Genomic DNA, 24422 nt, shown 5'->3' with positions numbered 1-24422 from the left:
GCGATTGCACGCGGTCTGATGCGCGCTGGGCAAATTGGTACTATATTGGACCTAACAAATCCAAGTCGGTCCGGAGGACAGGCAGTGGCCAAACCGAGAACCAATGCCAGGACGGACGACGACCCCAGGATGGACGCGCTGGCGCTGGAGGCTTCCGCGCCGACGCCGCTGTATCTGCAATTGGCCGCCAAGCTCAGCGACGCCATCCGTGGCGGGCAGTGGAAAGCTGGCGAGGCGCTGCCGGCCGAGCGCCAGCTGTGCGAGCGCCTGCAGATTTCGCGGGTGACCCTGCGCCAGGCGGTGGATGTGCTCGTCGAACAAGGCCTGGTCTCGCGCCGGCAGGGCGCCGGCACCTTTGTCACCACCCAGATCCAGCATCAGCTCAGCGGCCTGACCAGTTTCAGCGAGACGCTGCGCATCAAGGGCTATGAACCCGGGACGCGCTGGCTGGAACGGCGGCTGCGCCCGGCGCATGGCGAAGAAATCCTGCGGCTGGGCTTGTCGCCGGATGCGGCGGTGGCCTCGCTGACGCGTCTGCGCAGCGCCGACGACCGCGTGATGGCCTATGAGCACGCGGTGTTGCCGCAGCGCATCGTCACCGACCCGCAGCAGATCGGCGATTCGCTCTACAGCTATCTCGATGCCCAGGGCACGCCGGTGGTGCGCGCGCTGCAGTACTTCCGCGCCATCAATCTGCCCGCGCGGCTGGCCGAGCATCTGCGCATGAAAACCGGCGAGGCGATCCTGCACGTGGTGCGCGTGGGCTACGCCCGCGACGGCAGCGCGATCGAATTGACCGACACCTATTGCCATAACGATTTCTACGATTTCGTCGCCGAACTGCGCCGCTGACGCCAACGGCCTCCCCCACGACAACTTCAGAGCCAGCCGATCCATGACTACTGCCAGGCCCGCAAATCCCGTTGTCTCGATCGCCATCGTCGGCGTGCTGTTTTTCATCATCGGCTTTTTCACCTGGATCAACGGGCCGCTGATCACCTTCGTGCGGCTGGCGTTCGACCTCAACGAGGTCAATGCGTTCCTGGTGCTGATGGTGTTCTACCTGTCGTACTTCTTCCTGGCGCTGCCCTCGTCGTGGATTCTCAAGCGCACCGGCATGAAGAAAGGCCTGGCGCTGAGCCTGGTGGTGATGGCCGTGGGCGCAGCAGGCTTCGGCCAGTTCGCCACGCAGCGCTGGTATCCGGGCGCACTCGGCGGCTTGTTTGTCATCGGCAGCGGCCTGGCCTTGCTGCAGACGGCGATCAACCCGTACATCAGCATTCTCGGGCCGATCGAAAGTGCCGCGCGCCGCATTGCCTTGATGGGCATCTGCAACAAGATCGCCGGCATCCTGGCGCCGATCCTGATCGGCTCGCTGGTGCTGCACGGTATCGGCGACCTGTCCGCTCAGGTGGCCAGCGCCGATGCGGCGACCAAGGAAGCCTTGCTCACCGCCTTCGCCGCCAAGATTCACGCGCCATATCTGGTGATGTCCGGCGTCCTGCTGCTGCTGGCCATCGGCGTGCTGTTCTCGCCATTGCCCGAGCTCAAGCCCTCCGAGGCCAACGCCACGCCGGGCGCGACCGGTGGCGTGCAGAAATCCAGCATCTTCCAGTTCCCGCACCTGTGGCTGGGCGTGCTGTGCCTGTTCGTCTATGTGGGCGTGGAAGTGATGGCCGGCGATGCCATCGGCACCTACGGGCACGGCTTCAATCTCCCGTTGGACAGCACCAAGATCTTCACCTCCTACACATTGGGCGCGATGTTGCTGGGCTACATCGCCGGCCTGGTACTGATTCCGCGCGTGATCTCGCAGGCGCGTTACCTGAGCGTGTCGGCGGTGCTGGGCGTGCTGTTCTCGCTCGGTGCCTTGTTCACCCACAACTACGTGTCGGTGGGCTTCGTCGCCGCGCTTGGCTTTGCCAACGCCATGATGTGGCCGGCGATCTTTCCGCTGGCCATTCGCGGACTGGGCCGGTTCACCGAAATCGGCTCGGCACTGCTGGTGATGGGCATAGCCGGCGGCGCGATCATTCCGCAGCTGTTCGCCATCCTCAAGCAGCATTACGACTTCCAGGTCGTGTTCGCTGCGCTGATGGTGCCGTGCTATCTGTACATTCTGTTCTATTCGCTGCGCGGTCATCGCGTGGGCCTGCCGGCCCAGGCCAAGTGATCGCGGCGGCATGATGCGTTCCGACGGACAAGGTACCTCCATGCGCAGGCCCACCATCAAAGATGTCGCCGAACGCGCCAAGGTCTCGTTGAAGACCGTGTCGCGGGTGATCAACAACGAGCCGTCGGTGATGCAGGCCACGCGCGCGCGCGTGCTGCGCGCCATCGCCGACCTGGATTACGAACCCGACCCGTCCGCGCGCAATCTGCGCAGCGGCACGCCGTTCGTGATCGGCCTGGTGTACGACAACCCCAACCCGTACCACATCATCGGCATCCAGAACGGCGTGCTGGCCGCGTGCCGGGAAACCGGCTTTGGCCTGCAGATCCATCCCTGCGATTCCACCTCGCCGTTGCTGGCCGAAGAACTGGCCGAATGGGTGCAGCGCTCGCGCCTGGCCGGGGTGGTGTTGACCGCGCCGATGTCCGAACGCCCGGAATTGCTGGCCGGTCTGGCCGCGCGCGGCATCAAGAGCGTGCGCATCATCGCCTCCACCGACGACCCCGGCGACGGCCCGTGCGTGTACATCGACGACCGCGATGCCGCCTATGAAATCACCGAGCACCTGATCCAGCTCGGCCATCAACGCATCGGCTTCCTGTGGGGCGGCCCGCAACATCGCTCCAGCGGCGAGCGTTACGCCGGCTATGAAGCGGCATTGAAGGATTACGGCATCAGCCTGGACAAGCACCTGGTGATTCCCGGCGACTACACCTTCGACGATGGCTTCCGCGGCGCACGCCGGCTGTTGTCGCTGCGCGAACCGCCCACCGCCATTTTCGGCAGTAACGACGAGATCGCTGCAGGCGTGCTGGCCGCAGCCAAGTCCACCGGCATGAACGTGCCGTATCAATTGTCGATCGCCGGTTTCGAAGACAGCCCGTTCTCGCGCCAGTCGTGGCCGGCATTGACCACCGCCAAACAGGCCACCGATGACATCGCGCGGCACGCCGCACGCTTGTTGATCAGCCAGCTGCGCAGCGACGCCTACGACGACCAACCGGCGCAATTGCAGAGCCGTGGTTTCGTGCCGCAGTTGGTGGTGCGCGGCTCCACCGCGCCGGCGCCCGCGTCCACCGGCAAACCCCTTCCTCCTGAATCTGCCTGAGCCACGATGAGCCTTCCCTCCGAAACCGAGACCTTGATGTTCCGCGAAGCGGCGCAGACCGCCGATGTGGTGGCTGCACAGTTCGCGCGTAATGCCGACACCATCGCCGCGCTCGCGCAGTCGCTGCGCCAGACGCCGCCGCCGTTCGTGGTGACCTGCGCGCGCGGTAGCTCCGATCATGCGGCCACCTATGCCAAGTACCTGTTCGAAACCCAGCTCGGCATCGTCACCGCATCTGCGTCGCCATCGGTGGGCTCGGTCTATGCAGCGCCGCTGCAGCTGCGTGGCGCGCTGTACATCGTGATTTCGCAATCGGGCAAGAGCCCGGACCTGCTGCGCAATGCCGAAGCGGCCAAGGCGGCCGGCGCGCGCGTGGTCGCACTGGTCAACGTGGAAGATTCGCCGCTGGCGCAACTGGCAGAGGTGGTGATTCCGCTGGGCGCAGGCCCGGAAAAGAGTGTGGCCGCCACCAAGAGTTATCTTGCCTCGCTGGCCGCGGTCCTGCATCTGGTCGCGGTGTGGAAAAACGACCCGGCCCTGCTTGCCGCGCTCGACGCATTGCCGCAACAGTTGCGCAGCGCGTGGCAGGCCGATTGGTCGGCGCTCACCGCCGGCCTGGTGCCTGCGCACAACCTGTTCGTGCTCGGCCGCGGCCTGGGCCTGGGCGCAGCGCAGGAAGCAGCATTGAAGTTCAAGGAAACCTGCGGCCTGCACGCCGAAGCCTACAGTTCGGCCGAGGTCAAGCACGGGCCGATGGCCCTGGTGGGGCCGGGCTTCCCGGTGCTGGTCTTCGCACAGCCCGACGAAACCGGTGCCGGCACCCGCGCACTGGCCGAAGAATTCCGCGCGCGTGGCGCGCAGGTGTGGCTGGCCGCGCCCGGTGGCGATCTGCCGCTGGCAGAGGCCGCGCACCCGGCTTGCGCGCCGCTGCTGACCGTGCAGAGCTTCTATCGCGCGATCAATGCGCTGGCGCTGCAGCGCGGCAACAATCCCGATCTTCCGCCGCATCTGAACAAGGTCACGGAAACCGTCTGATCATGCACGCTCTCGCGACTCAGGCACTGTGCAATGCACGCGTGCTCACCGACAACGGATTGCAGGACGGCCTGGTCGTGGTACTGGCTGGCACGCAGATCCAGGCGATCGTGCCGGCCGACGATGCGCGCGTTGCGCAGGCGCACACGCGCGTGGATCTGGGCGGCGCCACCTTGTTGCCGGGCTTTATCGACATCCAGGTCAACGGCGGCGGCGGCGTGTTGTTCAACAACGCACGCGACCCGCAGGCGCTGGCCACCATTGCGGCCGCACATCGCCGCTTCGGTACCACCGGCATGCTGCCGACCTTGATCAGCGATACCGCGCAGGTAATGGCCGAGGCGATCGATGCCACGCGCCAGGCCATCGCACAAGGCGTGCCCGGAGTGCTCGGCATCCATCTGGAGGGCCCGTACCTGAGTCCTGCGCGTAAGGGCACGCACGACGCAGGCAAATTCCGCGTGCCGGACGCGCACGAGATTGCCGTCGATACCTCATTGGACAACGGCGTCACCCTGATCACGCTCGCACCCGAGCGCGTGCCGCTGGACGATATTCGTGCCTTCGTTGCCGGTGGCGCGATCGTGTTCGCCGGCCACACTGCGGCCACCTACGAGCAGGCGTGCGAGGGCATTGCCGCCGGCGTCAGCGGCTTCACGCACGTGTACAACGCGATGTCCCAGCTCGCTGGCCGCGAACCCAATGCAGTCGGCGCAGCGCTGGAAGACCCCAACGTGTGGTGCGGCGTCATCGTCGACGGCGTGCACGTGCATCCGGCCAGCCTGCGCGTGGCGCTGGCGGCCAAGCCACGCGGTAAATTGCTGCTGGTCACCGACGCCATGCCGATGGTCGGCAGCGACAGCGCCAGCTTCGATCTCTACGGCGAAACCATCACCGCCGTGGACGGCGTGGTACGCAACGCCGACGGCGCGCTCGCCGGCTCTGCATTGGACATGGCCACAGCGGTGCGCAACAGCGTGCGCTGGCTGGGTGTGGACCTGGCCGAAGCTGCGCGCATGGCTTCCACCTATCCCGCGCAATGCATTGGCCTGGGCGAACGCCTGGGACGCATCGCACCTGGCTACCAAGCCGACCTGGTACTGGTGGATGACGATGTGCAGGTGTTGAGCACGTGGGTGGCTGGGCAGCGCGATTAGGTGCCGCTGACAACACGACTTGGTCAATCTACGCATCGTGCGCGCCGCATTGCGTGATGCGGCGCGCGTGTTGTGTTTGATCCTTGAAATGCAGGGGCGTGCAGCGGCCAATGCGCATTGAATCGGCGCATGCCGCATGCTTCGCCTTGCTCGCCTGACAAACGCGCTCGTTGCCGCCAGCACATGAGGTGCAAGTGCTGTTGCCCGGCTAAGGGAACTGCGCCGGACGCTGGCACCGTGCACGCCCGCGGCAGCGATGAAACCAGTCCTACGGTGGGCAGGCTGTCGTCTGACCCGACACGCGTGCAGCTGGCGATCGGCTTTCCGACGACAGCGCAGCGTTCCATGCTGCGCAAGTTTTCTCATCGTCTCCGTTCGCGTGCGCAGACGCTTTGCGTCGCAACATTTGGGTGGTGCGGCCTTGTGCGAACAGGCCGTAAGGCGCACTGGTCTGCATCGACGCCAAGGGTAGTGAGACAGCGATCACGCCATCATCCCGATATCTGCAGGGAAGCCGGTGTTTAGCGCATAAAAATAGACGTATGCAGCAGCGGGTTGACACTGCAACCCACCGAAGGCACCTTCGCTGGTAACGTTCTCAGCGAAGAAACGTCTGCTCCACGTTTGAGAAGACGACAACCGGCCGTTGTTCCAGCGGTCCGGCGTTTACCCGCATGTGGTCATGCAATGCGGGCAGTTGTTCGTATCCGGCACAGGGGACGGATCACGGGCATGGCACGCGCGTCGCGCGCCGTTGTGCAACCAGGCGGTTGCCATCCGACATCAGTGATGAGGTCCACGCAATGCTGCTTTCCCGTCTGTTCGCGTCATCCCCTTGCGTTCCGGTATCTGCGTTCGTCAACCCACTGCGCCGCTCATCGTTGAGCGCTGCTGTCAGGCGCCTGCTCATGGGTGGCGCCAGCCTGGCCTGCGTCGCAAGCCTTCCCGCATTTGCGCAGGAGCAGCCCGCACCCGCGCAGCAACAGACACCACCACAAACCAGTCCCTCGGTCTCCACCCTGGACGAAATCAAGGTGGTGGGTTACCAGGCCAGCCTGGGCAAGGCGCTCAACGTCAAACGCAACGCCGATGCGATCGTCGATGCGATCAGCGCCGAGGATATCGGCAAGTTTCCCGATACCAATGTTGCCGAATCGCTGTCGCGGTTGTCCGGCATCACCGTGGACAGGCAGTTCGGCGAGGGCGAAAAGGTCAGCATCCTGGGAACCGACCCGGCGCTCAATCGCGTGCTGCTCAATGGCCAGACCATTGCGTCGACCAGCTGGGGCGGCGACCCCAACGACCCGGACAGCCGCTCGTTCAACTACAGCACGCTGGCGCCGGAAGTGGTCGGCCTGATGGAGGTCTATAAGACGCCCGAAGCGCGCATCGACGAGGGCTCCATCGGCGGCACCGTGATCGTGCATACGCGCAAACCGCTCGATCTGGATCGCAATACGCTCACCGGCACCGTGAGTTATGGCTACAACGATCGTTCCGACGAAGGCAAGCCGAACGCATCGGCGCTGTATAGCTGGAAGAATCAGGACCAAACGTTGGGCGTGCTTGCCTCGGTGATGCATTCGCAGCGCGTTCTGCGCCGCGACGGCGTGGAAATTTTCGGCTACGACAATGTGCAGGGCGCCGGGTTTCCGCCCGGTGTGGTCGGCAACAACACCGGCGTGTTTCCGACGTCGATCAACACGGCGTTGTTCCAGCAGACGCGCAAGCGCGACGGTGTCAGCGCGGCGCTGCAATGGAAGCCGGACAGCGATTTCGAGCTCAATCTGACCGGTTTGTACGTCAAGGAAAGCTTCGACAACTACAACCAGAGCCGCTACGGCTACTGGGGCTCGACGCCGGGCGATGCGCAGGCCTTGGGCTTCGAAAACGGTATCGCCACTTCGGGTACGTTCGGGGATCAGTCCAACACCTATCTCGACGGCTATCTGCGCAATAGCCAGGTCAGTACCGGTAGCATCCACCTGCGCACCGATTGGCATGGCGATGGTTGGAACGCCTCCAGCCAGGTGGGCTATACCAGTTCGCAAGGCGGCGCCGAGCGCATCTACGGCATCCAGTTCCGCAATCTGGCTGGCTACAGCTACGCCATCGACGGGCGCCGGACCGCGATGGACTACAGCATCGACCCCACCAATGCGGCGGCGATGCAGCTCAACAACGCCTCGGCCAGCCATAGCCCGCAATACGACAAGGAGCGCTATCTGCAGCTGGATTTTGATCATGCGGTGGAGTGGGGGCCATTCACCCAAATCCTCACCGGCATCAAGCTCACCAATCACGCCACCGGGCAATCGTCCTATAGCCGTACCTGGACCCCGAACGATGGCAGCACGCTGGCGGCATTCTCGCCGGGTACCACACCGTCGGGCTATCTGGACGGGCTGTCGACCAGCACCGACATGCAACGCTGGTCGACCATCAACAGCGGTGCGATCGGTCGGTATATCGGCGGATTGGAAGGCAATGATGGGTTGCCCATCAGCTATGCGGGCAACTACAGCATCCAGGAGCAGAACCGTGCGTGGTTCCTGCAAGGCAATTTCTCCGGCGAGCGGTATCGCGGCAACATCGGCGTGCGCTATGTGCACTCACGCGATTCCACCGATGGCTACAGCTATGCGCCGGGTGGCGGCTACACACCGGTCAACTTTCTCAGCAGCTACGGCAAATGGCTGCCTTCGTTCAACATTGCCTACGACCTGCGCGACGACCTGATGCTGCGGTTTGCCGCCTCCAAAGTGATCGCGCGGCCGCGCTACACCAACATGACGCCGTACGTGGCTACCGATGACACCACGTTGACGGCCTCGACGGGGAACCCAGGACTGAGTCCATACGAGTCGACCAACCTCGGTGCATCGCTGGAGTGGTATTTTTCCGACAGCAGCTTGCTCAGTGGCGAATTCTTCTCGCGCGACATCTCCAACTACATCCTCACCACCGTGCAGGACCGTGTGTTCTTCAACAACGCTACCGGCGGCTCAAGCACCTACCAGACATCCGTGCCCACCAACGCCGGCGATGCCACGGTGCGGGGTGTGGCGCTCAATCTGCAGCACAATTTCGGCAATGGCTTCGGCGTGGTGGCCAACTACACCTATTCCGATTCCAACACCGACGGCGACTACAGCCTGCCGTACAACTCGCGCAATGCCTACAACATCAGCCCGTACTACGAGCAAGGCAAGTGGAGTGCGCGGGTGAATCTGGGCTGGCGCTCGGAATACTTCACCCAGATTGGCCGGCTCAACGGGCAGCAGATGACCGACGCGTTTACGCAGGTAGATGCATCATTCGGCTACCAGGCCACCGAGCGGCTGCGCGTGGCGCTGGAAGCCACCAACCTGCTGGATGAAACCTATTTCAGCTACATCGGCAACAAGAACCAGCCGTACTACATCTACAAGAACGGTCGCTCTTTCATGTTGAGCCTGAATTTCAAGCTGTGATGCCCGGCGGGGGCGGCTGCTCGTATGCAGCCGCCTTGGTTTAGAGCGGCTAACAAAATGTCGCGAGCAGTCGTCAGGTGGGTGCGGACGGCGCACAGGAACCGCAGTGTACGAGTGGTACATGAGGATTCGAGCACCGGCCGCGCCCGCCTGGCGGCTGCGCGGTAGTTTTGTTAGCTGCTCTTAACGGCGTAAATCAGATCTCCAATACATCACTGACATCGAATGGGCAGGTTTCGGTCCATGGGGTGCTGCAATTGTGTCCTTCCTGGCGTCCCCACATCGCGTCGCACCTGGACCCAGGTGCGCGACATGCAGCTATGCACCGATCCGTCGCGCTGCCGCAATCGCGGCAATGCGCGCCTTTGTCAGTGCCTCGCCGATCTGCGGCCCTTGCAGACCTTCGGCCGCCAGATCCCGCGCATTGATCGCCAGTGCGGCGGCATGTAGCCGTTTGAGTGCTTCGCCCTGCGGGTACGCGGCTTCTTCACTGCCCAGACGGCCACGCTTGTCGGCTTCGCAGACCAGTGCCAGCTGCGCGATACGCTCCGGGCGGCGAAACGCATCGCAGCGCACTAGCAGCTCGTGCAGGGTGCGGTCGCGCAGCTCGGCCAGGCGATGCACGTTCAAGTGTTCGCGGCAGGCGATGATGGCAAGTTGCCGAAAGTCCTGCGGCACCTTGAGCCGCTCGCACAGCGCCTGCAATGGCGCCACGCCGCGTTGTTCGTGCATGACGTGGCGCGGCCATTCCTCAGGTGGTGTGAGTGCCTTGCCCAGATCGTGGGTCAGTGCGGCAAAGCCCACCAGCGCATCGCCGGGCGCGAGACGTGCCGCCATATCGCTGACCATTTCCTGGTGAATGCCCGTGTCGACCTCCGGATGGAATTCGGCGCGCTGCGGCACGCCGTACAGCGCATCGACTTCCGGCAGGATGACCCGCAGCGCATCGGCATCGTGCAGCGTGCGCAGGAACGCCGAGGGCTGCGCGCAGCTCAATGCGCGCCGCAGCTCCTGCCACACGCGCTCCGGCACCAGGCTATCGAGTTCGCCGCTGGCGGCCATCTCCCGCATCAAAGCCGCAGTGTCGGCAGCGAGCGTGAAGCCCAGCGGTGCCAGCCGCGCCATGAAGCGTGCGGCACGCAACACGCGCACAGGATCTTCGACAAACGCCGGACCGACATGCCGTAAGACGCGCGCCTGCAGATCACGCGCACCGTTGTACGGGTCGAACAATTCACCCGTCTCCTCATCGCGCGCGATCGCGTTGATGGTGAAGTCGCGGCGTAGCAGGTCTTCTTCCAGGGTCACCGATGGGTCGGCGTCCACCACGAAGCCGCGATATCCGCGGCCGGATTTGCGCTCGGTACGCGCCAGTGCGTATTCCTCGCCACTGCGCGGGTGCAGGAACACCGGGAAATCCTTGCCGACCGGCTTGAACCCCTGCGCTTCCATCTGCGCCTGATCGGCGCCAACCACCACCCAGTCGCGGTCGCCAGCCGGCTGCTCAAGCAATGCATCGCGGACTGCGCCGCCAACGAGATAGATCTTCATCAGCGCATGATGCCCGAGCAATCATGCGCCTGTCTGTGCGTTTTCCCGGCTGCTTGCGGGACCACCGGCGGCGAGGACGCCGCCAACGCGCTCATGGAAGGGTTCACGGTACATGCAAGAAGGGTTAGGGCACCGCACGCTCGACCCGGAGAAAAGGTCACCCGCGCACAGGTGCATCGCCAGCGATGTAGTAATCGGCGGTGCTGCGCGGCAATGGGGGGCGACCGCGCATGCGGTCGGCGATTTTCTCGGCAATCATGATGGTGGTGGCGTTGAGGTTGCCGGTGATGATGCGCGGCATGATCGAGGCATCGATCACGCGCAGGCCCTCCATGCCGTGCACGCGGCCCTGGCCGTCCACCACCGCCATGTCGTCGGTGCCCATCGCGCAGGAGCAGGAGGGGTGATAGGCGGTTTCAGCGCGAGAGCGGACGAATGCGTCCAGCTCCGCATCGGTCTTGCAGTCCGCACTGGGGCTGATCTCGCGGCCGCGGTAGGGGTCTAGCGCCGGTTGCGCGATGATCTCGCGGGTGATGCGGATCGCGTCGCGGAATTCCTGCCAGTCCTGGTCGGTGGATTGGTAGTTGAACAGGATCGAAGGATGCTGGCGCGGGTCGCGCGATTTGGCGTGCACACGCCCGCGGCTGGGTGTGCGCATCGAGCCGACGTGCGCTTGGAAGCCGTGCTCCTTGACGGCATTGCTGCCGTTGTAATTGATGGCCACCGGAAGGAAGTGGTACTGGATGTTGGGCCAGTCGAATTCCTCGCGCGTGCGGATGAAGCCGCCGGCTTCGAACTGATTGCTGGCGCCGGTGCCGGTACCGGCGAATAACCATTCCGCGCCGATCGCAGGCTGGTTCCACCACTGCAATGCCGGATACAAGGACACCGGCTTGGTGCATGCGTACTGGATATACACCTCCAGGTGGTCCTGCAGGTTCTGGCCGACGCCGGGCAGGTCGTGCACCAGTTGCACATCCAGTGCGCGCAGCAGATCGGGTGCGCCTACGCCGGAGCGTTGCAGCAGCTGCGGCGAGGCGATCGCACCCGCGCACACCAGTACTTCGCGGCGTGCATGCGCATCGATTCCTTCGCTGCTGTTGCCCACCAGGTAATGCACGCCGATGGCACGCTTGCCTGCAAACAAAATGCGGTCGGTGGTGGCGTGGGTGACGATATGCAGGCCGTCGCGCGGCTTGGCCATGTCCAGGTAACCGCGCGCGGTGCTGGCGCGGCGCCCGCGTGGCGTCACCGTGCGGTCCATCGGTCCGAAGCCTTCCTGCTGGTAGCCATTGAGATCGTCGGTACGCGGGTAGCCTGCCTGTACGCCTGCCTCGACCATGGCATGGAACAACACGTTGTTGTCGTTCTTCGGCGTTGCCACGCTCACCGGGCCGTCGCCGCCGTGGTAATCGTTGGCGCCGATGTCGCGCGTCTCTGCCTTGCGGAAGTACGGCAGGACATCGCGGTAGCTCCAGTCCTCCAGGCCGGGGCGCTTGGCCCAATGATCGAAGTCCAGTGCATTGCCGCGGATGTAGCACATGCCGTTGATCAGCGACGAACCGCCCAGGCCCTTGCCGCGACCGCATTCCATGCGCCGGTTGTCCATGTAGGGTTCCGGCTCGGTTTCATAGGCCCAGTTGTAGCGACGTCCCTGCAACGGAAAGGCCAGTGCTGCCGGCATCTGCGTGCGGAAATCCAGGCGGTAATCCGGCCCGCCCGCTTCGAGCAGCAGCACGGTCACGCCGGGATCTTCGGTCAGGCGTGCCGCCAGCACGTTGCCTGCCGAGCCGGCGCCGATGATGATGTAGTCGTATTCGCGTTGCATGGTGTTCTCCTGATGCGATAACGGTGCGGTGGCGGTCAAGGCATACGGCACAGACGCAAGCGTGCTCCCGGGGAGCGATAGCGGCGCGTTATTGCCACCACGCTTGCGTGCGCTGGCTCTCTGCCCTCAGAACACCGACGCGTAACGTTCCAGTTCGATCTGGACCGATTTGGTGCGCGTGTAGGCCTGCAAGGTCGCCAGGCCGTTTTCGCGCCCCACGCCCGACTGCTTGTAGCCGCCCACCGGCATCGGTGCCGGCGATTCGCCCCAGGTGTTGACCCAGCAGATGCCCGCTTCCAGGCGATGGATCAGCCGATGTGCACGCGCCAGATCCGGCGTGACCACGCCTGCAGCCAGCCCATACGTGGTGGCGTTGGCGCGCGTCACCGCTTCGTCTTCGTCGTCGTAGGTGAGCAGGCTCAGGACCGGCCCGAAGATTTCCTCGCGCACGATGGTCATTACATCGGTGCAATCGCTGAAGATGGTCGGCGCCACGTAATAGCCCTGCGCCAGTGCGCCGTCTTGCAGGCGCTCGCCGCCGCACAGCAGACGTGCGCCTTCGGCCTTGCCCTGTTCGATATGCTCCAGCACGCGCTGCATATGCGCGGCGCTGACCAGCGGACCGAAGGTGGTGCGCTCATCGAGCGGGTCGCCGATATGGATCCGTTGCACGCGGGCCAGCAGACGCGCTTCGAATGCATGACGCAAGGCGCGCGGCACGAACACGCGGGTACCGTTGGTGCACACCTGCCCGGAGCTGTAGAAGTTGGCCATCATGGCGATGTCGGCCGCCAGGTCCAGGTCGGCATCGGCGCAGACGATCAGCGGCGACTTGCCGCCCAGTTCCATGGTCACCTCCTTCAGCGACGAACTCGATGCGCTGGCCATCACCTTGCGGCCGGTGGCGGTGCCGCCGGTGAAGCTGATCTTTTCGATCTGCGGATGCTCGGTGAGCGCCGTGCCCACGCTGGCGCCATCGCCGGGCAACACATTGAACACGCCATCGGGCAGGCCGGCCTCGGTAAAGATTTCGGCCAGTTTCAGCGCGGTGAGCGGGGTGACTTCGCTGGGTTTGAAGATCATCGCGTTACCGGCGGCCAGGGCGGGCGCGGCTTTCCACAGCGCGATCTGGATGGGGTAATTCCACGCGCCGATTGCACCCACAACGCCCAGCGGTTCGTGGCGCGTGTAGAAAAAGCTGCCTTCGCGCAAGGGCACCTGCGCACCCTGCAGCGCCTGCGCAACGCCAGCGTAATACTCCAGCACGTCGGCTCCGGTGACCACATCGACGCTGCGGGTCTCGCTCAGCGGCTTGCCGGTGTTGAGCGTTTCCAATTCCGCCAGCGCATCGTTGCGCTCGCGCAGCAACGCCACCGCACGCAGCAAAATGCGCGAGCGCTCCACCGTCGTCAGGGCCGCCCATTGTCGCTGGCCTGCCTGCGCGCTATCGACCGCGGCATCCAGATCGTCGGCACCGGCATTGTGCACGTTGGCCAGCACTTCACCGGTGGCGGGGTTGACCACTTCGAACGTGTGGCCGCCGCGAGCGGGAACATAACGGCCGCCGATATACAGCAACTGGTCGGAAAAACGTGGCATGACAAACCTCCTGTGGGACGGTCGCCGCAGCGACGCACCTTCAGCGGGTGAGGTGCAGAAACTGCAGGTGACGTTCGTATTGATCGATGATGTCGTTGATGATCTGTTCGCGGCTGTAGCCCACCAGGTCGTAGTCCTGGCTGCCTTCGTACAGGTAGACCTCGGCGCGGTAGTAGCGCTGGTTGCGGAAGCGCTGCGCGGCAAACGACGGGGTCAGATAGCCGCGCATCACGATTTGATAGCGGAAACCCTGCTGTTCGCCATGATCGACGCTGATTTCCATGTCGCCGTCGTCGATGCGGCTGCTGACCTTCCAGCCTTCCTCCTGCAGCTGTGCGGTGACCGCTTCGATGGCCGGGCGCACCTGGTCGTGCATGAAGCGATACACCTCATCGCGCGCCGGGAAGTGCATCGCCTGGCCCAACCGCTGGCGCCAGCCGCCGTGATGACGCGATTGCCCGATCAACGGGCTGGGGCTGTAAAGCTGCGCGCGTTTGCGCTGCGATTCTTCGCTGAGGGCGCGTGACAGGCCCCAGGCCATCAGCAGCAGCACTGCAGAGAATGGCAGCGACGCCAGCACCACCGCCGATTTCAGGGCTTCCATGCTGCCGGCCAGCAACAAGCCTGCCGTGACCACGGCAGTGAGCACGCCCCAGAACACGCGCAGCCAGCGCGGGCCATCGTCGTGCGGTTCGCCGCCGTGGGAGGAGAGCGTGGACAACACCACCGTGCCGGAATCGGCGGAGGTCACGAAGAACACGAAACTGATCGCCACCGTGACCGTGATCACCGTGCGGCTCCAGGGGTAACTCTGCAGCAGGGAATACAACACCGTCTGCGGTGCATCGATGGCCTGCTGCGCCCATGCTGCCTGGCCGTGATGCAGCAGCTGATCCAGCGCGCTGTTGCCGAAGATCGACAGCCACGCCAGGGTAAACCCGAGCGGGATCAGCAATACCCCCAACACGAATTCGCGAATGGTGCGGCCGCGCGAGATGCGCGCGATGAACAGCCCGACGAACGGCGCCCAGCCGATCCACCAGGCCCAATAAAACACCGTCCAGTTGCCCAGCCAATCGGCGCGGCCACCGTAGGCATACACGTCGAAACTCTTGTTGACCACGCTGCCCAGGTAGTCGCCCAGGTTTTGCATCAGCGCATTGAGCAGGTACTGCGTCGGGCCGGCGAACAGCATGAACAACAGCAGCGCAATGGCCAGCAGCATGTTGATGTCCGACATCCAGCGCACGCCTTTTTCGACGCCGGACACCGCCACCACGATGGCCGCGCCCATCATCGCCACGATCAGCGCCACCTGCACCCAGTGCGTATGCGGCACGTCCATCAAGGTACTCAGGCCGGCGTTGAGATGCAGCACGCCAAAGCCCATGTCCGCGCCCAGGCCGAACACGGTGGCCACGATGCCCAACGCATCCACGGTATAGCCGATCGGCCCGTTGATGCGTTTGCCGATCAGCGGGTACAACGCCGAGCGTAACGCCAGCGGCAGGTTATGGCGGAAGGCGAAATACGCCAGCGCCATGGCGGCCAGTGCGAACACTCCCCATCCATGCAGGCCCCAATGCAGGAACAGCACCTGCATCGCCTGTCTCGCGGACGCCTCGCCACTGCCGGTACCGCCCTGGGGCGGTTGCAGATAATGCGTGAGCGGCTCGGAGACGCAGAAGAAGAACAGCGTGATGCTGATGCCGGCGGCGAACAGCATGCCGGCCCAGGAGAGATAACTGAATTCCGGCTCGTCGTGATCGGCGCCGAGCTTGATGTTGCCGTAGCTGGACAGGGCCGTGGCCAGCACGAACACCAGATACAGCGTCATCGCCAGCAGGTAATACCAGCCGACATTGCGCGACGCCCAGGTCTGCGCATCCAGCAGCACACGCCCCGATTCCAGCGGAAACAACGACACCAGCAAGGCAAACGTGCACACGACCGTGGCAGCCAGCACGAACACCGGGCGCAGGGTGCGTACCGGCAAGGTGTGCGGCGCTGTCGCACTCATGGCAACGCACTCATACGCTGCGTATCACGTGTTGTGCTCCCAACGAAAAACCGCCTGCGTTATCGCACAGGCGGTGTCGAGGGGGTGTCAGCGGTCGAGTTCGCCAATGCGAACCCGTCGTCACTTTTCCGGTTGTTTGGAGCGGCCAACACAGCGTGGCGAGCAGTCGTTAGGTGGGCGTGGGCGGTGTGCTCAGAACCGGAGTGTACGAGCGGCACGCGCCGATTCCGAGCACCGGCCGCGCCCGCCTGGCGGCTGCGCAGTCGTTGTGTTGGCTGCTCTTAACGCAGCAGTTGCCTTGGCACGCGGATATCCATGCCCACCGCCAGGTGATCTGAAAACGCGGCCGGAATGGCTTCGGTATGTTCGATCACCAGGCTGTCGCTGACCAGGATGTGGTCGATCGCCCGGTCCGGACGCCAGCTGGGAAAGGTGTGCACCTCGCAACTGGGCGGTTGCAGACGGGTATGGCGATAGAGCGACTGCATCTCCGGGCGATCGGCCATGCAATTGAAATCGCCCATCAACATCGCGTTGGGATGGTCGGACAACAGTTCGGCGATGAAGGCCAACTGCGCCATACGCGAATTGGCGCCCAGCGACAGATGCGCCACCGCCACGGCCAGGCCATCGCGGCCCTCACCGAATTTCGCCAGCAGGATGCCGCGCCCGCCGATGCGGCCGGGCAGGGCGTGGTCCTGCACTTCCACCGGTTCCAGCTTGCTCAACAAACCGTTGGCGCTGGAGGCCACCCCGCCCATGCGGCGGTTGGGTTGGTGGCTCCAGTAATCGAAACCGGCGCGCTCGGCCAGATAGTGGGTCTGGTTGGTGAAACCCGAGCGCAGGCTGCCGGGGTCTGCCTCCTGCAGGCCGACGATGTCGCGTTCGCCGACCAGCTTGGCGATGCTGTCCAGGCTGGTGCGCTTGCTGCCCAGCGGCAACGCGTGCGACCAGCTACGCGTCACATAGTCGCTGTAACGGCGGGTGCTGGAACCGGCCTGGATATTGGCGGTCAGCACCCGCAGGGTGCGCGAGTCCGAAGCGTTCACGACGTTGCGTTCGCGCGACTCACTTGGCCAGCGTGGCGCGTTCGCGCGCGATCAGGTGATCGGCAATGCGCAGCATGTCCGGGAAGCTCTGGCCCTTGATCAGGTACTTGCCGTTGATGATCAGCGACGGAGTGCCGGTGATCTTGCTGCGGGTGGCGAACTGCTTGGCGCGGTTGGTCTTGGCCGAGACGCCGAAGCTGCTCATGGTGTCGATGAAGGTCTTCTGGTCCACGCCGTACTTGGCATAGAACGCGGCGATGTCCTGCACCGAATCCTTGCCGCGCTCGCCCTTGAGGGTCTGGTCGACGTGGATGGCCTTGTACAAGGCTTCGTGGGTCTTTTCCTGCACGCCCAGGGTTTCGGCGGCATAGAAGGCGCGGCCGTAGTCATCCCAGGTGCCACCGAACATGGCCGGCACATAGACAAAATGCACGTCCGACGGCAAACCGGCCTTCCACGGCCCGATCAGCGGCTGGAACGCGTTGCAGGCAGGGCAGACGTAGCCGAAGACTTCGGCCACTTCGATCTTGCCGGCGGCCTGCTGGTAGGGCTGGCCAGCGTCGATGTCCAGATAATCGGTGCCGGCGACCGGCTCGGGGCCATTGGGTGCACGCGGGGCAGCGCTGGGCGCGGCGGGCGGCGGAGTGGTGGCGCTTTCGCCGACTGCAGGCGGAGCGGCCGGGTCTGCGGCCGGGGTAGCGGCAGCAGGCGCGGGCGCCGTTTCGGCAGCTGGGGTGGTGGCGGCAGGTGCGGTGTCGGACGAACCGTCCTGCGCCTTGCAGGCGACCAGGATCGGCAACAGCGCCATCAGCGTCAGGGCGAAGCGTGTCTTCATCGGATTGGATCTCCAGCGTGGGGCGAGAAAAGGGCCGGACGGCCGCGGGGCGCATGATGCCACGCGCGGCCGTCGCTGGCGGTTATGCGGTTCAGCGCTTGGCCGGCGCGGCGTGCTCGCGGGCGATCAGGTAGTCGGCAATGCGCAACATGTCCGGGTAATTGCGTGCGCCGATCAGGTAGCGGCCGTTGACGATGATGGCCGGCGTGCCGGGAATCTTGCTGCGCAGCGCGAACTCGCGCGCGGCCTTGAGCTTTGCCTCCACCGCCTCGCTCTTGTAGGTCTCGATGAAGCGCTGCTGCGGGATTCCGTAACCGGCATAGAACGCGGCCAGTTCTTCGGGCGCCACGTTCTGGGTGGGCACGGTCTGCTTTTCATGGATGGCGTCGAACATGGCGCGATGGCTGCGCTTGGCCACGCCCAGGATGTCGGCGGCGAAGTAGGCGCGCGCAAACGCGTCCCAGAAGCCACCGAAGGCGGCCGGTACCGGGGTGAAGCGTACGTATGCCGGCTGCTTGGCCACCCAGGCTTCCAGCACTGGTTCGAAATGTGCGCAATGCGGGCAGGTGTAGCCGAAGACTTCGGTCACTTCGACCTTGCCGGCCAGCGGGGCGTACGGCTGGCCGCCGTCGATCAGGGTGTAGTCCTCGCCTTCGACCGGCGCGGCTTTCTTGTCGGCGGCGCAGGCCACCAGCGGCAACAGGAACATCAACAGCAGGGGCAGACGGGAAAGCAATTTCATGCGGGCTCCGTGGGGGCGAGGGGAGAGCGGTAAACGACGACGCCGGTCGCGGGACCGGCGTCGTGAAGCGGCGTGGCGACGGCAGGAATCAGATCACGAACGTGCAGGCGCTCCTGCAGGTGGCTGCGCCGCTGCCGCGTCGTCGGCACGATCATGCAGGCCTTGCAGATAGCTGGCCAGCGCCTGGATCTCCTGCTCGGTCAGCGGATGCGCCACTTGCGCCATGATATTGAACAGCGCCGGATTGCGCTCCTGGGTGGTGCCGGCCTGGTATTCCTTCAGGCGCCGCGCCACGTACTCGGCATGCTGTCCGCCCAGGCGCGGATAGGCCGGGCCCGGATTGCCGCCGCCCGATGGCCCGTGGCAGGCCATGCAGGCCGGCACGCCGCGGGCGATGTCGCCGCCGCGGTAGAGCTTCTCGCCGACCTCGTAGAACTTCATGCCCTGGTAGGGGCCCTCGGCGATCGCCGCGTCGTCGGCGACACCGGCGGAGGCCTTCTGGGTGGCGAAGTAGGCGCCCAGGTCGCGCATGTCCTGCGCGGTGAGATCCTTGACGAAGGGCACCATCACCGCCGACATCCCGGTATTACGTTCGCCGCTGGCAATCAACGCCACCTGATGCGCCACGTAGCGCTCGGTTTGCCCGGCAATGCGCGGGTACATCGCCACTGCCGGATTGCCGTCCGGTCCATGGCAGGCTGCGCAGGCAGCAGCCTTGGTCTGGCCGGCCTTGGCATCTCCCCAGGTGGTCTTGGCCAGGTCCACCTCCAGCGGCGCAACGCGTACCGGCGGCGGATCGGGGATCGGCGTGACTGCCGATTGCGCAAACGCCACGGCCGCAATGACCGGTACGGCGAGTGCGGCGAGGACTAGCACACGAGCATGGCGCATCAGCTAAAGCTCCGTATGGACCCGGCCCGCGCGCGTTGGGTACTGGCAGTGGCAGGCGTGCTTCGATTATCGACACGCCTTTGCGCCAGGGTCAACGAACAGTGCAGCAAAACTGCCGGGCACGAACGTGCGATCCTAGGCGGATGTCGCTTCTTATCGAACAAGCCCGCTACCACCTGTCCGCCCACAACGCCCGGCAATTGCCCGACGATGGCGGCTACGAGGTGGCCTTCGCCGGCCGCTCCAACGCCGGAAAATCCAGCGCGCTCAACGCGCTGACCCGCCAGAACGCGCTGGCGCGCGTGTCCAAGACCCCCGGTCGCACCCAGCAGCTGGTGTTCTTCCAGATCCAGCCCGAGCGCTACTTGGTGGACCTGCCCGGTTACGGCTACGCCAAGGTGCCGCAGGACCTGCAGGCACACTGGCAGGCCTTCATCGACCGCTATTTCCGCACCCGCGAGGCGCTGCGCGGGCTGGTGGTGGTGATGGATATCCGCCACCCGCTGAAGGACTACGATCTGCAGATGCTCGGCTATGCCGCCGAACGCGGCCTGCCCGCGCATGGATTGCTGACCAAGGCCGACAAGCTCGGCCGTGGCCAGCAGATGCAGACCCTGCAGAAGGTCAAGAAGGAAGTGACCTCGCGCTTTGGCGACAGCGTGACGGTGCAGACCTACTCGGGCGAGTCCCGCCAGGGTGTGGACGAATTGCGCGCAATTGTCGGTGCTTGGCTGGGACTGGATGTGGAAACCACTGCGGCCGAATGATGCCGTGCAACACGAGTGTCGGGCGTGGCTGGATGCCCAGCGCCTCGTCACGGCGGCAGACTTCGGTCTGCCGTTTGCGTTTCCAGCGGCAGTGATCGGTGGGTCGCCTTGCGGAGCGATGCGCGGCCTGAGCAGTGCGTAGGGCGCGCATGGCAACGCTTGCGGTGATGACCGGGCTGTGTCGGACGATGCCGGCGCTGCAGAACGCGAAGCCCGGTCATTTGATCCAGATCACGCCATCGCCGCGATCGATGGCGGGCATGCATCGGTGGAAATGTCATGCCCCGCCGATGTCGCCAATCCTTTCGCGTCGGGCGGGTATAGTGCGGGCCTTGCGGTGGCAGGGGAGGATCCCCACATCGTCCCACCCCTTTCGTTTGCGAGCCTGCCCTTGTCGAGTCCCAGCCACGTTGCCGAAACGCCGATCACCGAACGCGCGGAGCTGGTCCAGGTGCTGGCCTCCGGCGAGAAGCCGAGTGCGGACTGGCGGATCGGCACCGAGCACGAGAAGTTCGGCTTTCAGTTGGATGACCTGCGTGCGCCCACCTTCGAAGGGGCACGCGGCATCGAGGCCTTGCTGACCGGGCTGACCCGTTTCGGCTGGGAGCCGGTGCAGGAAAACGGCCGCACCATCGCGCTGCTGCGCGATGGTGCATCGGTCACGCTGGAGCCGGCCGGGCAACTGGAGCTCTCCGGCGCGGCAGTGGAAACCCTGCACCATACGTGCGTGGAAACCGGCACCCATCTGGACGAAGTGGCGCAGGTCGCCGGCGAATTGCAGCTGGGCTTTCTGGGCATGGGCTTCCAGCCCAAGTGGCGTCGCGACCAGATGCCGTGGATGCCCAAGGGCCGCTACCAGATCATGAAGAACTACATGCCCAAGGTCGGCTCGCTCGGCCTGGACATGATGACGCGCACCTGCACGGTGCAGGTCAACCTGGATTACGCCACCGAAGCGGACATGGTGAAGAAGTTCCGCGTGTCGCTGGCGTTGCAGCCGATCGCCACCGCGTTGTTCGCCGATTCGCCGTTCACCGAAGGCAAGCCGAACGGCTACCTGAGCTACCGCTCGCACATCTGGACCGACACCGACGCCGATCGCACCGGCATGCTGGATTTCGTGTTCGAAGACGGCTTCGGCTACGACCGCTACGTCGATTACCTGCTCGATGTGCCGATGTATTTTTCCTACCGCGACGGTGTGTATCACGACGCCAGCGGGCAGAGCTTCCGCGCTTTCATGCAGGGCAAGCTGCCGGCGTTGCCGGGTGCGTTGCCGACGCTGCGCGATTGGTCCGACCACATGACCACCGCGTTTCCGGAAGTGCGTTTGAAGAAGTATCTGGAAATGCGCGGTGCCGATGCCGGCCCGTGGGATCGGTTGTGCGCGCTGTCGGCGTTCTGGGTCGGCCTGCTGTACGACCAGACCGCGCTGGATGCGGCCTGGGACCTGGTCAAGGATTTCAGTCCGACCGAGCGCCATGCGCTGCGCGACGGCGTGCCCAAGTACGCGTTGGGCCTGCCGTTCCGCAATGGCACCGCGCGCGATCTGGCAGTGGAGGCAGTCAACATCGCGCGCGAGGGCCTGCGTCGCCGCGCACGCCTGAATCGCGACGGGCAGGACGAAACCGGCTTTCTGGATGTGATCGCCGAGATCGCCGAAAGCGGCGTCACCGCCGCCGAACGCAAGCTGGCGCTGTATCACGGCGCATGGAAGGGCGATATCGACCGCGTGTTCCGCGAGTTCGCCTACTGAGCGTGGGTTGGCCGGTCGCCAGCGCGTGCTGGCGCTGGCAGCCGTTGGCCGTGGGCGATTGCGTGCCGGAGTCGTCGCGTCAGCCGATGTCGCCAGACGCGCAAGGCCATGGCCGGAACAGCGGTGGTGGGCTCGGATCATGACAGCTGCCGCTTGCCCGGCCCGGCAGGCCGCACTCCATCACACGTCAGCGCCGCTCGGGCATGCAGGGCAGTCGTACGGTCACGCGCAAGCCGCCACGCGGGCGATTGTCCAGGCGTAGGTCGCCGCCGTGCGCCAGCACGATGCTGTGCGCCACCGACAAACCCAGCCCGATGCCGCCGGTGTCGCGATTGCGCGAAGACTCGCCACGCACGAACGGCAGCAACAATTGTTCGCGCTGGGTCGGGTCGATGCCGGGGCCGTCGTCGTCGATCCACAACACGCCGTCCTCGCCATCGCGCTGCAGTTGCAGACGGGCGCGCTTGCCGTACTTCAACGCGTTTTCGAGCAGATTCATGACCGCGCGGCGCAACGCCAGCGGGTCGCCGTCCAGGGTGATTTCCGGGCCGGGCAGCAGCTCGGCGTCGGCGCCGATATCGGTGGCGTTGTCCACCACGCTCTCCACCAGCAAGCGCAGATCCAGCGGCGCGCGCTCGCCGCGATGACGATCGTTCTGGATGAAGTCCAGCGCTGCGGAAATCATCGCCTTCATTTCGTTGATATCGGCCAGCGCCTTGTCGCGCAGCGGTGGCTGCAGGCCATCCAGACGAAACGACAGCCGCGCCAGCGGCGTGCGCAGGTCGTGCGCGATCGCTGCGACCATGTGCGTGCGTTCGTTGATCAGGCGGTTCAGGCGCGCCTGCATCGCGTTGAACGAATCGGCTGCGCGCACGATTTCCGGCGGGCCGCTGCGTTGCAGGGCGGCGGCATCGGGATTCCGGCCCAGGCGGTCGGCAGCTTCGGCAAAGCGCTTGATCGGTGCCGACAGCGCGCGCGAAAACCACCATGCCAGCGGCACGTTGGCCAGCAGGCCGGCCAGGAACAGCAGCACGACGTGGGTCTTGAACTCGCCCGAGAGGCGTCGACGCGGCGATTCCACCGTACGCCAACGGCCATCGGGTTGTTGCAGGGCGGCGGTGAAGCCGTCCAGCAGCGGTACGCCGGGGGTCAGGCGCTCGCTTTCCCAGGCGCCGGGCAACTCGTCCGGGCGCAGCCCGTCGCCGGGCAGCGCAGCATGGTGGCCGTCACGCGGCCAGTCGTCCGGAAACGGCGGCAGAGGTTGCGTGCCAGGGCGTTCGTGCGCCCCGTCACCGCCTTCGCCCGCGTGGTTCTGGTTGGACCACCGCTGCGGCGGCAGCATGCCTGGCTGGGGGCCTTCACGATCATTGGCGTTGCGGTAGAACCGCACCTGGCGTTCGGGCACGTCCAGCCAGTGCGCAAGCAGCATTTCGGCGAAGGGGTCGCGCACCTGGCCTGTCGGCGGCACCGGGGCTTGCGCCGATTCGTGCACTTTCAGGGTTTGGGTACCGGCCGGCATGCGGGTGGAGAGCAGCGCCACCACTTCCGGCGGATGGACCGGAGGCTCGTAGACGGGGGTACGCATCATCAACAGGGCGATGCCCACCGCCTGGGCGGTGACCAGGGCCACCGCCAACAACACAAAGGTCCGCGCAAAGATCGACAGCCCGCGCCGTGCCGGTTTGCTCACAGGCGCGAGACGCTCGGCAGCAGCATGTAGCCCTCGTTGCGTACGGTGCGAATCAACTCGGTATGGACGCGCTCATTGATTTTGCGGCGCAGGCGGCTGATCTGGCTGTCGATGGCGCGGTCGTAGACGTCGGTGTCGCGGCCGCGGGCGTAGTCCAGCAGCTGGTCGCGGCTGAGCACGCGCTGCGGGTGTTCGACGAAGGTGCGCAGCAGCGCGAACTCGCCGTCGGACAGATTGATGAAGATGCCGGTGGGGTCGCGCAGGTCGCGGCGCACCACGTCCAGCCGCCAGCCGGCGAATTCGTAGACGTTTCCGCGCTGGTCGGCCTGTTCGTTGCTGGCCTGGCTGCGCCGCAGCAGGGCGCGCACACGGGCCAGCAATTCGCGCGGATTGCAGGGTTTGGCCAGGTAATCGTCGGCACCCACTTCCAGGCCGATGATGCGGTCGGTGTCGTTACCCAGCGCGCTGAGCATGATGACCGCAGGTGAGCCGCGCTCGCTGGCCAGGGCGCGCGCTGCACTCAGCCCATCTTCTCCCGGCATCATCACGTCGAGTACGATGAGGTCCGGGCGGCGCTGCGCCATGACAGAGCGCATCTCCGCCACGTTTTCGGCCATATCCACCTGGTAGCCGTGAGCGCTCAGAAATTCGCCGATCAGCTTGCGCAGGTCCGGATCGTCGTCGACCACGAGAACGCAGGGTTGTTGCAGGTCCATAGGGATCATCGTCTGTGGCGCGGAGCTTGGCC

The 24422-nt window shown here is 65.1% G+C and carries 18 protein-coding genes and 2 other RNA genes; 8 read left to right on the top strand and 12 right to left on the bottom strand.

The window, feature by feature from the left end:
- Positions 1-129 precede the first annotated feature (129 nt).
- The 6 genes from LN450_RS03185 (at position 130) to LN450_RS03160 (ending at position 8946) form a co-directional block, all read left to right on the top strand.
- Positions 130-852 (top strand): GntR family transcriptional regulator, encoded by a 723-nt coding sequence (locus LN450_RS03185; RefSeq protein WP_008576739.1) that lies wholly within the window; start codon positions 130-132, stop codon positions 850-852.
- A gap of 43 nt (positions 853-895) precedes the next feature.
- On the top strand, positions 896-2173 hold the full coding sequence (locus tag LN450_RS03180; protein ID WP_008576740.1) for a sugar MFS transporter: 1278 nt from the start codon (positions 896-898) through the stop codon (positions 2171-2173).
- A 40-nt stretch (positions 2174-2213) separates the two neighbouring features.
- Positions 2214-3281, top strand: coding sequence for a LacI family DNA-binding transcriptional regulator (locus tag LN450_RS03175; RefSeq protein ID WP_003482633.1), 1068 nt, complete (start codon positions 2214-2216; stop codon positions 3279-3281).
- Between the two features lie 6 nt (positions 3282-3287).
- On the top strand, positions 3288-4316 hold the full coding sequence (locus LN450_RS03170; RefSeq protein ID WP_011346378.1) for an SIS domain-containing protein: 1029 nt from the start codon (positions 3288-3290) through the stop codon (positions 4314-4316).
- 2 nt (positions 4317-4318) lie between these two features.
- Positions 4319-5473: an N-acetylglucosamine-6-phosphate deacetylase gene (gene nagA / locus LN450_RS03165; RefSeq protein WP_011346379.1), complete on the top strand. Its 1155-nt coding sequence runs from the start codon at positions 4319-4321 to the stop codon at positions 5471-5473.
- 803 nt (positions 5474-6276) lie between these two features.
- A complete protein-coding gene (locus LN450_RS03160) occupies positions 6277-8946 on the top strand; it encodes a TonB-dependent receptor (RefSeq protein ID WP_011346380.1) in 2670 nt (889 codons plus the stop codon).
- Positions 8947-8993: 47 nt separating this feature from the next.
- On the opposite strand, the gene LN450_RS03155 is transcribed toward LN450_RS03160, so the two are convergent.
- The 10 genes from LN450_RS03155 to LN450_RS03110 all read right to left on the bottom strand — a co-directional run bounded on the left by LN450_RS03155 (position 8994) and on the right by LN450_RS03110 (position 19461).
- Positions 8994-9069, bottom strand: a non-coding RNA gene (locus tag LN450_RS03155) — sX9 sRNA.
- Between the two features lie 195 nt (positions 9070-9264).
- Positions 9265-10497, bottom strand: a complete 1233-nt coding sequence (locus LN450_RS03150; RefSeq protein WP_011346381.1) for a multifunctional CCA addition/repair protein — start codon at positions 10495-10497, stop codon at positions 9265-9267.
- 157 nt (positions 10498-10654) lie between these two features.
- A complete protein-coding gene (gene betA / locus LN450_RS03145) occupies positions 10655-12325 on the bottom strand; it encodes a choline dehydrogenase (RefSeq protein WP_011346382.1) in 1671 nt (556 codons plus the stop codon).
- A gap of 126 nt (positions 12326-12451) precedes the next feature.
- Positions 12452-13924, bottom strand: a complete 1473-nt coding sequence (gene betB / locus LN450_RS03140) for a betaine-aldehyde dehydrogenase (protein ID WP_011346383.1) — start codon at positions 13922-13924, stop codon at positions 12452-12454.
- A 40-nt stretch (positions 13925-13964) separates the two neighbouring features.
- On the bottom strand, positions 13965-15944 hold the full coding sequence (betT, locus tag LN450_RS03135; RefSeq protein WP_011346384.1) for a choline BCCT transporter BetT: 1980 nt from the start codon (positions 15942-15944) through the stop codon (positions 13965-13967).
- Between the two features lie 143 nt (positions 15945-16087).
- A non-coding RNA gene (locus LN450_RS03130) (sX9 sRNA) lies at positions 16088-16164 on the bottom strand.
- 61 nt (positions 16165-16225) lie between these two features.
- Complete coding sequence (locus LN450_RS03125; RefSeq protein WP_010377815.1) at positions 16226-16963, bottom strand: endonuclease/exonuclease/phosphatase family protein; 738 nt, start codon at positions 16961-16963, stop codon at positions 16226-16228.
- A gap of 49 nt (positions 16964-17012) precedes the next feature.
- Positions 17013-17828, bottom strand: coding sequence for a thiol:disulfide interchange protein DsbA/DsbL (locus LN450_RS03120; RefSeq protein WP_011346385.1), 816 nt, complete (start codon positions 17826-17828; stop codon positions 17013-17015).
- A gap of 91 nt (positions 17829-17919) precedes the next feature.
- Positions 17920-18570 carry a thiol:disulfide interchange protein DsbA/DsbL gene (locus LN450_RS03115; RefSeq protein ID WP_008576757.1) on the bottom strand — a complete coding sequence of 217 codons (651 nt, stop codon included), beginning with the start codon at positions 18568-18570 and terminating at the stop codon, positions 17920-17922.
- Positions 18571-18663: 93 nt separating this feature from the next.
- A complete protein-coding gene (locus tag LN450_RS03110; RefSeq protein WP_007968623.1) occupies positions 18664-19461 on the bottom strand; it encodes a c-type cytochrome in 798 nt (265 codons plus the stop codon).
- Between the two features lie 143 nt (positions 19462-19604).
- On the opposite strand from LN450_RS03110, the gene yihA reads away from it, so the two are divergent.
- On the top strand, positions 19605-20228 hold the full coding sequence (yihA, locus tag LN450_RS03105) for a ribosome biogenesis GTP-binding protein YihA/YsxC (RefSeq protein WP_008576759.1): 624 nt from the start codon (positions 19605-19607) through the stop codon (positions 20226-20228).
- Between the two features lie 391 nt (positions 20229-20619).
- The gene (locus tag LN450_RS03100) at positions 20620-21984 is read left to right on the top strand and encodes a glutamate--cysteine ligase (protein ID WP_074038845.1); all 1365 of its coding nucleotides are present in this window, start codon (positions 20620-20622) and stop codon (positions 21982-21984) included.
- A 187-nt stretch (positions 21985-22171) separates the two neighbouring features.
- On the opposite strand, the gene LN450_RS03095 is transcribed toward LN450_RS03100, so the two are convergent.
- Both LN450_RS03095 and LN450_RS03090 read right to left on the bottom strand, forming a co-directional pair.
- Positions 22172-23674 carry an ATP-binding protein gene (locus LN450_RS03095; protein ID WP_011346388.1) on the bottom strand — a complete coding sequence of 501 codons (1503 nt, stop codon included), beginning with the start codon at positions 23672-23674 and terminating at the stop codon, positions 22172-22174.
- Positions 23671-24390, bottom strand: a complete 720-nt coding sequence (locus LN450_RS03090; protein WP_011050505.1) for a response regulator — start codon at positions 24388-24390, stop codon at positions 23671-23673. Before LN450_RS03090 ends, LN450_RS03095 begins: the two co-directional genes overlap by 4 nt.
- Positions 24391-24422: the final 32 nt, after the last annotated feature.

This window comes from Xanthomonas euvesicatoria pv. euvesicatoria, from assembly GCF_020880415.1.
Classification (GTDB): domain Bacteria; phylum Pseudomonadota; class Gammaproteobacteria; order Xanthomonadales; family Xanthomonadaceae; genus Xanthomonas; species Xanthomonas euvesicatoria.
The sequence above is the reverse complement of the archived record's forward strand: the minus strand, read 5'-3'. Positions and strand labels throughout refer to the sequence as shown.